This window comes from Vibrio qingdaonensis (genome assembly GCF_026191675.1).
GTDB classification, from domain to species: domain Bacteria; phylum Pseudomonadota; class Gammaproteobacteria; order Enterobacterales; family Vibrionaceae; genus Vibrio; species Vibrio qingdaonensis.
Map to the genome: position 1 here is coordinate 77546 of NZ_JAKRRY010000019.1, position 14813 is coordinate 92358.

The window sequence follows — 14813 nt, forward strand, 5'->3', positions numbered from 1 at the left end:
TTAATAGTTATGATCGACTAGGTCATTTGTACGATACTCGGAAGAATCTGTGATTTGACAGGCTAACGCCTCATACAACTGAGTTAAATAAAGCGTTAAAATACCGCCAGTGTTAAACAATAAAAACTAATCAATACGACAAAGAATCCGATTAGTACCTAAGGTACTGGTCTGGTTTAATGCGCGCATAAATGTTGTTCATTTTTTATTTGTTTATTTCAAGGTGTATACATGTTCGCGATTGATGATCTAGTAGTAGCAACGAAAGGTGTGGATTTGGGTCAAATGGTAGTTGTTGGCACAAGCGCTGGCGGTCACTACGTTCACGTTAAAGTGGATGGCGCGACGCTGACTTACCCAGCACGTGACCTTCAAAAAGCATAATTATTAGCGTATTTGATTTTAAAAGGCAGCCTTCAGGCTGCCTTTTTCATTTTGGGGCAAAGAAAGGCGTTTTTGTTATGACTATTGGGCATCTTACGCTAAGTTGAGTGACTGGGTGTGGCGACATGACCTAGATTGATCTTCATTGAGTGAAATGGATAAGTAGGATGATTAAATTTGAGTAACGATCGAAACCCAATAAAAAAAGCGACGCGAATTGAGAGCGTGATGAACTCAGCTTTGTGGCATCTTGGCCGCCAAGACATGACGCAAAGCGAGTTGCTGAGCAAGTTGCGAGTCAAAACAGACAATGAAGAATGGATCGCAGACACAATGGCCAAGCTGCAAGACTTTGGTTATTTAAAGTCAGATAAAGACTTTGCACTGCAATTTACCGAGCGTGCATTTATGGGGGAATATGGTTCTGGTTATATTATTAAAAAATTGAAGCTCAAAGGGTTAACAGACGCGCTTATTTTGGAATGCATCGATAGGGTAAAAGCAGAGAAAGCCATTGATGAACAAATCATTTTGAATGATAGGGTAAACCACTACTATCAAGAGCTTACAATGAGTAAAGAGAAATTGTTCTCTACTCTACAAAACCGTGGCTTTAGCTTTTCCCAAGTAAAAGAAGCCGTTAACCAACACGCCGATGCGGGTCAACTTCAGTCTAAGCTGGAGATTAAGGCTCAAAAAGCCGACATAGAGAAAGAGGTTTTAAAGCTGGCACGTAAAGGGAAAGGGCTGATTGTGATCCGCCAAGAGCTAAGGCAAAGAAAGATTGATATTTCTGATTTGGAGGCGGTAGTCAATCGTTTGACTGAGTCGGAACAGGTCGATTTCTTTCAGCAATGCTTAGAGCAGCTAGAAAAGAAAGCGTATGATCTTACGAATCGAAAAGAACGCAGCAAAGCCTATGGAATGTTGAGTCGTAAGGGATACTCCTCGGAAGAGATTCAATTTGCTTTAAGTGAAGCAGAACAGTAATTCAATGGTCGAACAATGTTTGGCTTTGCGTTTTAAGACACATTTCTGCGCGCTGATAACTTCTATACTCATAAGTAATTAGACGGAAGAGGGAATGCCGATGCTCAATGAAAATCATGCTTTTATTTTGGATTTTCCAGAACTTAAACTCGATATTGTTCAACTTAACCACGATGACCCGACATTTAAAGCCGACCTTCAACAGTACCATCAGCTTGATTATGATATCCGCCAGCTAGAGATTTCCGGCAGTCCTATTGACGATGAGAATATGCATATTCTTAAAGTGAAGCGGATGGAGCTAAAAGACCAACTTTATCTACAGCTAACAGAGCACCATAAGCACACCAGTCCGCAATAAGATCACTGGCTATTATAGGCGTAATTAGCGATGCCAACTCTGAACTCCACCACGACAGAGTTGGCAATAGTTTGTGTTGCACATAACGACAAGTCGCCATGAATAGCAAGAAGAGAAAGAATTATGAGCGGCGCTCTTTTTGGTACGCAATGACCATGATGACAATCGCGATAACACCACACCCCATTAACACTATCCCTAAGTGCTGAATATACCCTGCTACCGCAAGCCCAACGCCAATCATTAAGTAATAACTGAGGCCAAATAACGCGCCAGCGCTGCCCGCTTGTGCTTTATAGTCGACTAACGCAATGCTCAGTATGTTTGGGATGGCGATTCCAAAGGCCATTACAACCATCATCATGGGAATAAGCATCATTGGAATAAGGAAGTAAATAGACGTTAGCGTGTAACTGACGCCAAGCCCTCCAGTCATCAGTAGTATTGCTGATAGCCCTAATAGGCGGGTTTGAACGCTAGTGTTTGATAACGATGGACTGGCAAGCAAGCGTGATGACAGTAAATAACGATTGAGAGTGCTTCCTAACAGTGTCCCAATACCTAAGGCAACGCCACTATAGCCAAACTCGTCAGCCGTTAACCCTAGGTCTGAAAAGGCAAATCCTCCCAATTGGTAGTAGGAAAATAGGGCAATGTTGTAGACCGAGACCAATATCGCCGATTGCCATACTTTGACGTCGGTTAACATTTTCTTTGCTAAAGCCGTTAGCTTAAGAGGGCGCTTTTCGTGTTGAGTCTCGGGCAGTTTCACCGCGTTAAATAGCAATAACAGCATAGCCATGACTAACAAAGTAAAGAACACCGCTTGATGTCCTCCCAGATGCGCTAACTGCCCTCCTAGTAGCATGCCAACGACCGGGCTAATAGCAATACCCATCCCCATAAGGCTGAATACCTTACTTAGCTCTTCACCACTGTAGGCATCTCTAAGCATGGTTTGCGTGACCACGGAGCCTACTGCAATACCAAAGGCGCTAAGTGATCGCGCCAACATTATGGTGGCAAAGTTGTCTGCCAATAAAGCGATCGCGCAGGCTCCTGCATAAATAATTAATCCACAAAGCATTGCAGGTCGTCTGCCATATTTATCGGCGAACACGCCCCAAGCCACAACGCCAATAGCAAAAGCGATAAAGTAGATGGATAAAGTTTGTGCGACTTGTGCATCGGTCACAAAAAAATGTTGTGCGATGGAGCCTAGAACGGGGCTATAAATCGTCTCCACTATCTGCGGAAACATCAGCATCGTCACCATGAGTCCCAGTGAAGGTTTGGTTTTCATTGTGTTTTCTCGTATTGATTTAACTTGGCGAGAAGTATAAATAGGACTACTCTATTCCCATTAACAATATTAATACCAATAACATCAAAATAAGGACATATGGCATTTATTTCCGAGAGTACAGCCTTTGATGCCGATAGTATCCGGGTGCCTATTGTTGGTATTGCTGCAGACGTCGGCCAGCATGATTCTGGCCTACATCAGCACAATAAAGGACAGTTATTGTATGCCCCGCAGGGTTGCATGAGTTTCGAACTTGAAGGTTCGTTGTGCATTCTGCCGCCCACCAAAGCGGTTTGGATTCCGCCTTATACACGGCATCGAGCATTTATGACCAATGTGGTGGCTTATCGTTCGGTGTATTTTGAACCGAGCGAGTTCACCCTACCAAAGACGATCACCACAATAGAAGTGAATGAAGTGATGAAAGCGCTGATCAATAAAATGGCGCTGTGGCCTTGGGATCTGCCTGCTGTAAAAATGAATGCAACGGCAACGTTATTTTGGGAAGAATTCCATCAAGCCAAGCGGCACGCCTTTTATCTGCCTCTTCCCAAGCACAAGAGGTTGCAAGGCTTTAATCAGCAACTCTCATCCGGCGCGTATTTAGCACCCAGCCTTACCACGTTAGCGACACAAGTCGGCGCAAGTACTAAAACCGTGACGCGCATTTTTAAACAAGAAACGGGCATGCCATACCAAGATTGGCGTCAGCAGTGGCGATTACTTAAAGCGATTGAGTGGTTATGCGAAGGAGGGCAAGTTGGGGATGTTGCTCACAGGTTGGCTTTCTCATCTGACAGCGCATTTATTGCTTTTTTTAAACAGCATACAGGGGAGACGCCGTTAAGTTTTACCAAGCAGCGCGAGCTCTAATGCGACATAGGTTTTTACAGCAAGCACAAAAAAGGCCGCCAATGGCGACCTTTCATTTATTCGTTTTAGCATTCACCGAAATGAATACTCATTGCGGCTAGTTAGATAGCAACAACGTTGTTCGCTTGTAGGCCTTTTTGACCTTGCTCAACTTCGAAAGACACTTTTTGGCCTTCGTTAAGTGTTTTGAAACCTTCAGATGCGATAGCACGGAAATGTACGAATACATCATCGCCACCGTTATCTTGAGTTAGAAAACCGAAACCTTTAGTTTCGTTGAACCATTTTACTGTACCAGTTGTTGTGTTAGACATGTGATGCCCCTTATTCATTTGATTTAAGAAAAGTTCAATATTAACAATCTATTGTAGCTTGCTAATTGGTTGAATTATATCATGTTACGCTTAAATAAAAGGGAAACGCCTAACTACAAAACCAAGGTTTAGTAGTGGAAGTTTTACTTGTACTCGATGCTGCATTTAATAACTCTCTGAACAACTGAGCGATATAGTATAGATTGTTTGTTTTTTGTACAGCTTTTTTTTGACTTTTATTTAAATTGCAGTGGTGACAAGATGTTACCGTTTTTATCCTAAAGCCCCATTCCCTTATTATGTTGTAAAAGACGATAGACCTTGCCAAATCATGCTCAATTCTTTTGGAAAGAAAACCCGAGAACAGGGTTTAAAATGAAACTAGACGACTGGTCTATTTTTATGTATGGTAACGACATGAATACAAAAAACAACGATACACGTCAGCATATTTTGGATGTCGGTTACCAGTTAGTGGTAACGAAGGGCTTCACTAGTGTTGGCTTGTCTGAACTATTGAAAAGCGCTGATGTGCCTAAGGGCTCATTTTATCATTACTTCAAATCCAAAGAGCAATTTGGCGAAGCGTTGATTGAAGATTACTTTTACCACTATCTTGAGCGGATTAACGCTATCTTAGTTCGTGGAGAAGGCTCTGGTCTAGAGCGAGTATTAACATACTTTAGTCGCTGGTTAAGCGTGGAAAATGGCAGTTGTAATGCACATAAATGCTTGGTCGTTAAGCTCAGTGCTGAAGTTTCAGATCTGTCTACGCCAATGCGAGAGGCCTTGTTATCAGGGGCCAACAGTGTGGTCGCTGCAATTGCTAACTGCTTGCAAAGTGGGATTGAAGATGGCTCGATTAATGTGACCGATAGCAAAAATACGGCGCAAGTTATTTATCAGCTTTGGCTTGGTGCAAGCCTAATGAGCAAACTTACTCAAGATCAACTAGGGTTAGAACAAGCCTTTACAACAACAAAGCAGCTTCTAGCTAAATAAAAAATAGACCCGCCAGATTACTTGTTGTAGATGTGTTTCTAGCAGCAAGTAGAGGGCGGGATTTTTAGAAACAAACACTAGACGACTGGTCTAATTATATTGATGGATCAGTGTTACTACGACAAAAAGGAAAACCCAATGACCCAAGCTACCAATCGCCGTATCGTGCTGGCATCTCGTCCTGTTGGTGCGCCAACTCAAGCGGATTTTCGTATTGAAAACGCTGATGTACCCGCTATTGGCGACAATGAAATGTTGCTACGTAGTATTTATTTGTCTCTGGACCCTTATATGCGTGGTCGCATGAGCGACGCGAAATCGTACGCTGATCCTGTTGAGCTTGATGACGTGATGGTTGGGGCAACAGTATGCCAAGTTGAGCAGTCAAATAATTCAGACTTTCCAGTGGGTGAGTGGGTACTTGCTTATACCGGTTGGCAAGATTACGGAGTATCTAATGGAGAAGGTCTCATTAAGCTAGGACAACATCCAACGCATCCTTCGTTTGCACTAGGCATCATGGGTATGCCGGGTTTTACTGCTTACATGGGCCTGCTTGATATTGGCGCACCGAAGGCGGGGGAAACCTTGGTTGTTGCCGCGGCGACGGGGCCTGTTGGCGCAACGGTTGGACAAATCGGTAAGTTAAAAGGGTGTCGTGTTGTTGGTGTGGCTGGTGGTGAAGAAAAATGCCGTTATGCAAAAGACGTCCTTGGCTTTGATGAGTGTATCGACCATAAAGCTGAGGATTTTGCTGAACAACTGGCGGCGGCGTGTGATAAAGGCATCGATGTTTATTTTGAAAACGTTGGCGGTAAAGTGTTTGATGCGGTATTGCCGCTATTGAATACCGCAGCACGTGTCCCGCTGTGTGGTTTAGTGTCTCAATACAACGCTACCTCACTGCCAGAGGGCCCAGATCGCATGTCAGCATTGATGGGTGCACTGCTCGTGAAACGCATTAAAATGCAGGGCTTTATTATTTTTGATGACTACGCGCATCGTTACAATGAATTCGCTCAAGATATGACGGCGTGGCTGGCAGAAGGGAAGATGCAATATCGTGAGCACCTTGTCGATGGACTAGAGCAAGCGCCAGAAGCTTTTATGGGACTACTTGAAGGTAAAAACTTTGGTAAGTTAGTTATTCAGGTTAACCAGCCTAAATAACGCCGATATCAGACGCCTCGTATCAGGACTCACTAGTGCGAGGCGTGAATGAATACGACCGTTACACACGGCGAAACAGACAAAGGGACATTTATGATTACGCTACATCATTTAAATAAATCACGTTCTAAACGCATTATTTGGTTACTTGAAGAATTGGGAGTGGATTACCAGGTTACGCCATATCAAAGAGACAGCGTGACATTTTTGGCACCACCTGAGCTCAAAAGTATTCATCCATTGGGTAAGTCTCCGGTACTGGAAGACGATGGGTTGATTGTCACCGAATCAGGCGCGATTACGGAATATTTAATTGATAAGTATGGTCAGGGAGCATTGGCCCCAAAGCGCGGTACGCGTGAATATACCGAGTATTCACAATGGCTGCATTTTGCCGAAAGTTCCGCCATGCTGCCGTTACTCTTAAAGCTGTTTGTGACGAAAGATGGCTGTAAAACGAATTTCTTAGCTGACTATGCAGACACAGAAACGTTGAAGGTGTTGAGCTATTTTGATCAAAGCTTAGCTGGCAAAACGTACTTGGTTGGCGAGCGCTTAACTGGCGCTGATATTATGATGTCTTTTATTATTGAAAACTTGGTCAATAACGGTTCAATTGTGCACTTCACCAACCTAGAGCGTTACGCCAAGTTACTTGCTACTCATGATGCGTTCAATAAGGCCGATCAGGTAGAAGACAGCTATTCATCATAGCGCAGTTTGTTATCACTTAATGAGTAACAGCTTACGTTATTCATGGTTTGTGCTGGTGTAGGGTTCGTTTTTTGCGCTTTACATATACTTATCAAAGAAGTTAACGACCGCGTTTTCGGCTTCTTCCCCATCTGGGCAATGGCCTGAATTTCCAAAATACGCCACCTCCCCCTTTGTGGATAGCCCAGCGGTGTATTCCATCTCTTTTGGTGGGTTAACCATGTCATCTTTAGTATTGATTGCGAGCACAGGCACGTCGGTTTCATTGGTTTTGAAGCCTTTTGTCTTCAGTGCTAACGGGATGGTCCATTTACCGTACGAGTCGAGATCGCTGACGTCTTCAACCCCGATGCGATAACCGTAAGACATGGAAGACATGAGCGGTGCATGATGGAAAACTTGAGTATCGGTAAGTACGTCTGTTACGACAGCGCAACGTGCAACCCCCGCTTTTAGTTCTGGAGTATTTAAGATGAATGTCATTAATGACACTCCTCCGCCAGATGAACTGAGTGCGCCGACATTGTTGCCATTGAGTCGCTGATCAGATTTGACATAAGCAAGTGCGGCTTGATGAGCCTGATCTTCTTTTCCTATCTCAACGGTGATGTTGTTATTCAACCCCCCACCGGGAATATCGAATGTCACCACTGCAAAGCCTTGGTTTAATAGCCCTTCAATCGCTGCTCTGTGCTCCGTTAGAATTTTGTCCACCCCTCCGGTATACAAGACTACCGCTGGCTTCGATACACCCTTTGGGCGATGTAATAAACCCGTGATCGAGAGCCCGTTGGCTAAAGGCATCGTAATGCGTTCAACATCGATAGTCTGACTCAATGATTCTGCTTGTAAATACAGATCGACGGAACGCTCAATCGCGACATGTTCGTGCTGTGTCATATGGTTGGGGTACGAGGCAATTAGATACATCATAGAAGCCTGACGATAGGAATCATAATCGTTGGCTGAGGCCGCGTAGTCATTCGCTACTTTGGTAAATTCATAGGTCCAGTGACCGGGTTCATTATTATTATTAATGAAGTCACGGAGCGTATGACCCGAATTGATTTTACTGAGTGTATTTCGAATATCTTGTTCTGGTACTATTTCTGTCCAGTTTTCCATTCTCAACTCACGAAACCATTGTGATTGGTCAGCTTCTAGGGCTTGCTCACCACGGAATTTTTCGTGAGCATCGATATTGGCGGCTAATGAGCCAAAAGAGACGAGCCCAAGTAATACGTTTAACGAAATTAGTTTTATGTTCATGCGGTACTCTTTATTGGGTAGGGTAGAGAAACTGAGTGCCGCTAGAGTAATATTAGCGATGTCGAAAAAATGTGAACCTCTCGGTGAGGTACAGCACGCTTTAATTATTGTGATAATAATCCCTGTAATCCCTCATGACATTAGCTTTACGCTTTCCCTCAAAATTAATGGTAATATTTTTGGCTAAGCGTTGCCTTTGTGACTAGGCAGCCTCTCATACACGACGTGATAAAAAGGAAAGTGACGTGCAATCGAGCTTTATTGATGGAACCACGCTGTATCGCCAGCATACTTTTACCCTGCCTTTGAATTATCAAGATGAGGGCAGTGAGCGGATTCAAGTATTTGCTCGTGAACTTGTTGATTTGGGTAAAGACGGTCAAGATCTTCCTTGGTTGGTTTATTTTCAAGGCGGACCGGGCTTTCCTTCTCCGCGCGCAAGTGGAGAGTCGGGATGGTTGAAACGTGCGCTACAAGAATACCGAGTGTTACTGCTCGATCAACGTGGCACTGGAAATAGCTCGGTCATAAATCAAGAGTCATTAGCGCACCTCAGCGCAGAGCAGCAAGCTCACTACTTGTCGCATTTTCGCGCCGACAATATTGTCCGAGATGCGGAAGCGATACGTGAGCGATTAGGTATAAAACAATGGGCGACATTAGGGCAAAGTTTTGGCGGATTTTGTACGTTAACGTATTTATCGCTGTTTCCACAAAGCTTACTGCGCTGTTATGTGACTGGAGGGATACCTTCAATTTCACGTCATGCTGACGATGTGTACCAAGCCACTTATCAACGAGTAACAGACAAGAATGCGGCGTTTTTTGCTCAGTTTCCTCAGGCTCAAGCTATGTGTTGCGAGATTGCTCAGTATTTGCTTGAAAATAACGTAACACTGCCAAATGGCCAACCATTTACCGTTGAACAGTTTCAATTGATTGGTATTAATCTTGGTCGAGGTGGTGCGAATATGCCACTGTATTTAACGCTCGAGAGCGCCTTTATACAAGTAAACGGACAGAAGCAGCTGAGCTATAGCTTTTTGAATCAGATGCAACAAGAGCAAGCGTACCTTACGAACCCCATTTATGCGATTCTGCATGAGTCAATCTACTGCCAAGGGTCGGCGTCTAATTGGTCTGCTCATCGAGTCCGTGACCAGTACGCGACATTTAATTATCAACCAGGACAAGCATTTAAGTTTACTGGCGAAATGGTCTATCCATGGATGTTTGATCAGCTAGAAACCTTAAAGCCACTGCGTGAAGCTGCCCACCTACTGGCCAAAAAAGAAGATTGGTGCGAGCTCTATAACGCTGAAATACTGAGCCAGAACACCGTCCCCGTCGCTTGTGCGGTTTACGCCGATGATATGTATGTAGAGCTTGATTACAGCCGAGAAACGTTGGCTGCGCTGCCATTATCGAAAGCTTGGATCACTAATGAGTATGAGCATAATGGTATTGGGGTAGATGGTGAACGTATTTTGGACAGTTTAGTGACGATGGCGAATGCGCTGGATAACCTTCCCCAGTGATCGCCTTATCAATCTAAGTGCTATAGACAAGTTCTATGACAAGATAGATTAATGCAAAACGCCGCTTTACGCGGCGTTTTGCATTCTGTCATTTTGATAATCTAAACCGCCCGCGAAGTGCTTCGCAGTAAAGATAAAGTTAGTTGCCGTTAAAGCTAACAGCCGTTAAAGCTACTTACCGTAACCTACCGCTAAAGTCTCTCATACCGCAATGTCATTGTCATAGCGTGCATTGCCTAGGGTGAAAACAGATATTTCTAATGTTTTCGAAATATATATTGACATGGTTCGCTGTAGATCTATAATTCCGGAATATTCGAAATGAAGAGTTAAAAAAATGATGAGTCCTACATTTATAGATATGGGAAAAGAAGCACTGGGCATGTTTGCTTTTCTCGCGACAGAATTAGTCATCTTGTTTCTAGTCATCAGCTATGTTGTTGGCATTATTCAAGATTTCATGACGCCTGAGAAAGTGCAGTCGATATTAAGCTCTAAGCAAGGTAAAGGTTATGTCATCGCGGCGTTGTTGGGTTCTATCACGCCATTTTGCTCGTGTTCAACGATTCCTTTTCTTAAAGGGCTATTAAGGGCGAGAGCCGGGTTTGGTCCAATGATGGTGTTCTTGTTTGCGAGTCCGCTTCTGAACCCAATTATTATTGGTTTATTTGTTGTGACATTTGGTTGGGAAGTCGCGCTGTTTTACTTCGCTATCGCAATGAGTGTGTCCGTAACCGCAGGATATGTTTTAGAGAAGCTTGGTTTTGAGAAATACGTTAAGCCGGAAGCATACGATTCTTCCAATAAAGCGGCATCATGTTGTGTTTCTGAACCTAAGAAGGAAGAAACTGCGTCATGCTGTACATCTGAACCTGTCGCAGCATCACCATCTTGCTGTGGAAGCGAAGCCCAAACAAGCGTTATAGAAGAGTCTTCTTGTTGTAGTACAGACAAAACCAACGTCACGGCGGTTAAAGATCCAAGTCGTTGGGCGCGTATTTGGACCACGACATGGGCTGACTTTATTCAAGTTCTTCCATACCTATTAATTGGTGTGGCTATCGGTTCGTTTATTTATGGATTTATTCCAACCGATCTTATCGTAGAGTATGCTGGTGATAATGTTTGGTATGCCATCCCGATTGCCGCGATAATTGGTATTCCACTGTATATCCGAGCGGAAGCGGTCATTCCATTAAGTATGGCGCTGGTGAAGAAAGGGATGGCGCTTGGATCGGTAATGGCTTTGATTATTGGTAGTGCGGGCGCAAGTCTTACAGAGGTTATTTTGCTCAAAGCGATTTTTCGTAATCAAATGATCGCTGCCTTCTTAGTCGTGATACTAACAATGGCGATTGGCGCTGGATTCTTATATAGCTTCATCTTTGGTTAAGGTGACATAAACACCGCCTAGAAGGGAATCTTCTGGGCGGTGTTGTTGAATTTTGGTTGCCTTAGCCTTATCCATACGACACCGTTGTTTAAGGAATGACCTTATGTCGTATAAAATCGTTAGATAGCTTATTCAAATGAGTCCATCGCCTAAAGCGAACGGTGCAGGAACAAATCTACGCACGACGGAATGTGGTTAGAAACCTGAGTACCGAATCAATGACGTGACGTTATTCGGCGGTCTCAATGTTTATTGAGATAGTATTTTTTCAGAAAACGCGCATAATCTCGCTATACAACACTTAAAGAAGAAACTACCTATGACTGATTTTCAATATTACTTTCATCAACTGCCTTGTTTTAACTGTAAAAAAACCATTGTAAGTACTGACCTTGGTTGGTTAACGGCTGCGATGAAAGACGATGTTATAGCGCAAATTGCATCGATTATTGCGCAAGACAGCATTGAGCCAGATCTTTCGGTGAATGTGACGTGCACCAAAGACGAAGCGCGTGAATACTTATTATTGAACTTTTTTGGTTACTCAGCAGAAGAACTCGTCAATCAAGTTGAAGCGGAAGACGAAAAAGAAGTCGCAGAGCTAATGGAAGAAGGTAACGATGTTGTTATTTTTGAACATGAGATTGCGTTGCAAAGTTGTACCGATTGCGACACGGATGAAGTGTCAGACTAAGTGTTCTCGTTTAGCTAGATGGGTGCTGCCATCAATAATATGATGTTTTAAGCGTTAGCGACGTAGAAGTCGCTAACGCTTTTTTCATTTTTGTCGGCGTTAATCTTTCATATTCAAAATAAGTAGCGCTGCAAAGGCAAGAAATGCTGTCATCATTAGGAACACGTCATTGTAAGCCATGATCGCCGCATCGCGCTGCATTGTTGCTAATAGGGTTGCTTGAGCTTGATGCATGGCTGTGGCTGCATCACTGCCAGACTGCATAAAAAAGGCTTGCTGCTGGTGCAGGGTTTGCCACCCTAGCTGGCTCACGCTTGTTAGAGACTCTTTAATATGCCCTAAATGTTCACGGGTTTTGTTATCTAACAGAGTGGCGATGATGGCAATACTAAATGCTCCCCCCAGGTTGCGCATCACATTGGTTAACGTGGAGGCATCGGGGGTATCCATTTTGCTGATGTTTTTCATCGCGACCAAAGACAGCGGTACCATGATAAATGGGCTACCAATAGCGCGAAGCAGCATTGAAAAAATTAATTGGTGGCCGCCAAAATCAACGGTCATGTGCGTATTGACGTAACAGCTAAAGCCAAACATGGCAAAACCAAACGTCACCAAGTATTTCGGTTTAATTATCTGCGTGAGCTTGGGTACCAACGGAAAGATCAGCAATTGTGGGAAGCCCATCCACATGAGTACCTCACCAATCTCCATCGCGTTATATTGCTGAATTTGTGTTAAGTACATCGGTAATACATAGATTGATCCAAGCAGTGCCATCCCCAAAATCAAATAGGCCAAGCAAGACATAGCAAACTGACCGTCTTTCAGTAGCCTCAGGTTGACCAGTGGTTTTTTGTGTTGCAGCTCATTGATGACAAAATAAACCAAGCTGACGGTAGAAATAATACTTAAACCAATAATGAAGCTGGAGCTAAACCATTCTTCGCGATTGCCTTCTTCTAACACCACTTCTAAACAACCTAAGCCTAGCGCCATCGTAGCAATCCCGAACCAGTCGGCTTTTTTAAGCGAGCCTAGGTCGAGTTTTTCATCGTCTAGCCCGTAACGAATCATCGATATCACGAGTAGTGCGGGCGGAATATTGATGTAAAAAATGTAGTGCCACGACAGATTTTCCGTTAGCCAGCCACCAAAGGTTGGCCCAATGGAAGGGGCGAAGGTGGCGGTGACGCCAAACAGTGCCATACCCACGGCTCGTTTGTTTAACGGCAGTAGCTGAATGACGAGCGAGAAGGCCAGTGGAATTAACGCACCGCCACTAAAGCCTTGCATGGCACGAAATACAATCATTGAGGTCATGTTCCATGAAAATGAGCAGAGCAATGACGACAAGGTAAATATAGTGGTGGTCCACGTCAGGTATCGGCGTTTGCCTAGTGCTTTTGACAGCCAGCCACTGAGAGGGATCGCGATCATTTCAGCGACTAAGTAGGATGTTGATATCCAAGAGCTTTCGTCCAGTGTTGCGGAGAGCGCGCCTTGAATGTCTTTGAGTGACGAGTTGGTGATTTGGATATCTAAAATAGCCATGAAAGCGCCAATTAACCCGCCAAATAAGGCGATCCAATGGCGGGTCGAAACGTCGCTCGTTTGGTTGTCGCTTTGGGTGGTAGAGGTGATGGTCGCGGTAGTGCTCATCGGTTAACCTCTCGTGTCAATCGTAGCGACAACAGACAACCCTGGTAACAAACGGTCTTGTAATTGTTGTTGATTGGTGATGATGATTTTCACCGGAACACGTTGCACGATCTTGGTAAAGTTCCCGGTTGCGTTTTCTGGCGGAAGTAGCGCAAATTTAGCGCCCGTTGCTGGGGAAAAGCTGTCGACTACCCCTTTAAGAGGCTGACCTGGAAACGCATCGAGTTCAACTTCAACACTTTGACCTTTATGAATGCCGTTGAGTTGCGTTTCTTTAAAGTTAGCTTCTATCCAAACGTTGTTGTTCGGCACTAAGCTCATGAGTGGAGCACCAGATTGCACAAGCAAGCCTTCTCGTACGCTGCGTTTACCAATAATGCCATCGTTTGGTGCGTATACTTTGGTGTAATCAAGGTTGAGTTGCGCCTGCTCTACTTGTGCTTGCGCTTCGGTGACAGAGGCTTTTGCCTGAGCGATTTCACTGGCGATGACGGTCATTTGGTCATTGCTGGCCACAACGTTGGCTTTCGCTTCTTCTAGGACGGCAAGGGCGACTTTTTGTTGTGCTAGCATGCTGTCTACTTCATCCTGTGAGGCGTAATTTCGCTGATGAAGGCTACGAGAACGAGCCGACTGCTGCAGAGCGCGGTCGTATTCGGCTTGTGCAGAATCAACTCGACTCTCTGCTTGAGAAATTTGACTGCGCTGTAGCGTTTGCTGAGCAATAAGGTTGTGCACGCTAGATTGGATGACGGACAAATGTGCGTTGGCTTGATCGAGTGTCGCCTGATAATCGCGATCATCGATTTGCACCAGCAGATCGCCTTTTTTCACTAATTGGTTGTCGGTGACGTAGGACTTCACTATGTAGCCCGAAACCTTAGGGCTAATGTTGGTAATATCGCCTTGTAGGTAGGCGTTATCCGTTGATTCAAAGTACTGACCGTAACCAAACCAATAGACACTTCCCAGCAAACCCAATGACAGCATCACTGCAGTGGCAATTAGCGGTGCTTTATTGCGTTTTTTCTTAGCGGTAATTGGTGAAGTAGAGGTGTTATCGGTCATAGTGTACTCATCGTGTCAGGCATTAGGTGTAACGAATTGTAAATGATTCCCATTAATTGATAAGATGGGAAAAAA

General features: G+C 44.2%; 15 protein-coding genes. 10 read left to right on the forward strand and 5 right to left on the reverse strand.

What is annotated here, in order from left to right; genetic code table 11:
- Nucleotides 1–231 precede the first annotated feature (231 nt).
- From MD535_RS14515 to MD535_RS14525, 3 genes are all read left to right on the forward strand, one after another.
- Nucleotides 232–384: a hypothetical protein gene (locus MD535_RS14515; protein WP_250617636.1), complete on the forward strand. Its 153-nt coding sequence runs from the start codon at nucleotides 232–234 to the stop codon at nucleotides 382–384.
- A 228-nt stretch (nucleotides 385–612) separates the two neighbouring features.
- Nucleotides 613–1374, forward strand: a complete 762-nt coding sequence (locus MD535_RS14520; RefSeq protein ID WP_265675766.1) for a regulatory protein RecX — start codon at nucleotides 613–615, stop codon at nucleotides 1372–1374.
- A 100-nt stretch (nucleotides 1375–1474) separates the two neighbouring features.
- Nucleotides 1475–1735, forward strand: a complete 261-nt coding sequence (locus MD535_RS14525; protein ID WP_265675767.1) for a YdcH family protein — start codon at nucleotides 1475–1477, stop codon at nucleotides 1733–1735.
- 121 nt (nucleotides 1736–1856) lie between these two features.
- Here the strand turns inward: MD535_RS14525 and MD535_RS14530 are convergent, their stop codons facing one another.
- Complete coding sequence (locus tag MD535_RS14530; RefSeq protein ID WP_265675741.1) at nucleotides 1857–3038, reverse strand: multidrug effflux MFS transporter; 1182 nt, start codon at nucleotides 3036–3038, stop codon at nucleotides 1857–1859.
- Nucleotides 3039–3137: 99 nt separating this feature from the next.
- On the opposite strand from MD535_RS14530, the gene MD535_RS14535 reads away from it, so the two are divergent.
- Nucleotides 3138–3914, forward strand: a complete 777-nt coding sequence (locus MD535_RS14535) for an AraC family transcriptional regulator (RefSeq protein WP_265675742.1) — start codon at nucleotides 3138–3140, stop codon at nucleotides 3912–3914.
- A gap of 101 nt (nucleotides 3915–4015) precedes the next feature.
- Here the strand turns inward: MD535_RS14535 and cspE are convergent, their stop codons facing one another.
- Nucleotides 4016–4228 (reverse strand): transcription antiterminator/RNA stability regulator CspE, encoded by a 213-nt coding sequence (cspE, locus tag MD535_RS14540; RefSeq protein ID WP_102468934.1) that lies wholly within the window; start codon nucleotides 4226–4228, stop codon nucleotides 4016–4018.
- A 417-nt stretch (nucleotides 4229–4645) separates the two neighbouring features.
- On the opposite strand from cspE, the gene MD535_RS14545 reads away from it, so the two are divergent.
- The 3 genes from MD535_RS14545 (at nucleotide 4646) to MD535_RS14555 (ending at nucleotide 7114) form a co-directional block, all read left to right on the forward strand.
- Nucleotides 4646–5230 carry a TetR/AcrR family transcriptional regulator gene (locus tag MD535_RS14545; RefSeq protein ID WP_265675743.1) on the forward strand — a complete coding sequence of 195 codons (585 nt, stop codon included), beginning with the start codon at nucleotides 4646–4648 and terminating at the stop codon, nucleotides 5228–5230.
- 138 nt (nucleotides 5231–5368) lie between these two features.
- A complete protein-coding gene (locus MD535_RS14550) occupies nucleotides 5369–6400 on the forward strand; it encodes an NADP-dependent oxidoreductase (protein ID WP_265675744.1) in 1032 nt (343 codons plus the stop codon).
- 93 nt (nucleotides 6401–6493) lie between these two features.
- Nucleotides 6494–7114 (forward strand): glutathione S-transferase family protein, encoded by a 621-nt coding sequence (locus MD535_RS14555; RefSeq protein ID WP_265675768.1) that lies wholly within the window; start codon nucleotides 6494–6496, stop codon nucleotides 7112–7114.
- 78 nt (nucleotides 7115–7192) lie between these two features.
- Here MD535_RS14555 and MD535_RS14560 read toward each other — a convergent pair whose 3' ends face one another.
- The gene (locus tag MD535_RS14560; RefSeq protein WP_265675745.1) at nucleotides 7193–8383 is read right to left on the reverse strand and encodes an alpha/beta hydrolase; all 1191 of its coding nucleotides are present in this window, start codon (nucleotides 8381–8383) and stop codon (nucleotides 7193–7195) included.
- Between the two features lie 245 nt (nucleotides 8384–8628).
- Between MD535_RS14560 and MD535_RS14565 the strand changes: the two genes are divergently transcribed.
- From MD535_RS14565 to MD535_RS14575, 3 genes are all read left to right on the forward strand, one after another.
- Entirely contained in the window at nucleotides 8629–9921 is a 1293-nt protein-coding gene (locus tag MD535_RS14565) for an alpha/beta fold hydrolase (protein ID WP_265675746.1), read from the forward strand.
- A 340-nt stretch (nucleotides 9922–10261) separates the two neighbouring features.
- Nucleotides 10262–11314: a permease gene (locus MD535_RS14570; RefSeq protein ID WP_265675769.1), complete on the forward strand. Its 1053-nt coding sequence runs from the start codon at nucleotides 10262–10264 to the stop codon at nucleotides 11312–11314.
- Between the two features lie 319 nt (nucleotides 11315–11633).
- On the forward strand, nucleotides 11634–12008 hold the full coding sequence (locus MD535_RS14575; protein WP_265675747.1) for a hypothetical protein: 375 nt from the start codon (nucleotides 11634–11636) through the stop codon (nucleotides 12006–12008).
- 99 nt (nucleotides 12009–12107) lie between these two features.
- On the opposite strand, the gene MD535_RS14580 is transcribed toward MD535_RS14575, so the two are convergent.
- Complete coding sequence (locus tag MD535_RS14580; protein ID WP_265675748.1) at nucleotides 12108–13670, reverse strand: DHA2 family efflux MFS transporter permease subunit; 1563 nt, start codon at nucleotides 13668–13670, stop codon at nucleotides 12108–12110.
- Nucleotides 13671–13673: 3 nt separating this feature from the next.
- On the reverse strand, nucleotides 13674–14738 hold the full coding sequence (locus tag MD535_RS14585; protein ID WP_265675749.1) for an HlyD family secretion protein: 1065 nt from the start codon (nucleotides 14736–14738) through the stop codon (nucleotides 13674–13676).
- Between the last annotated feature and the right edge of the window lie 75 nt (nucleotides 14739–14813).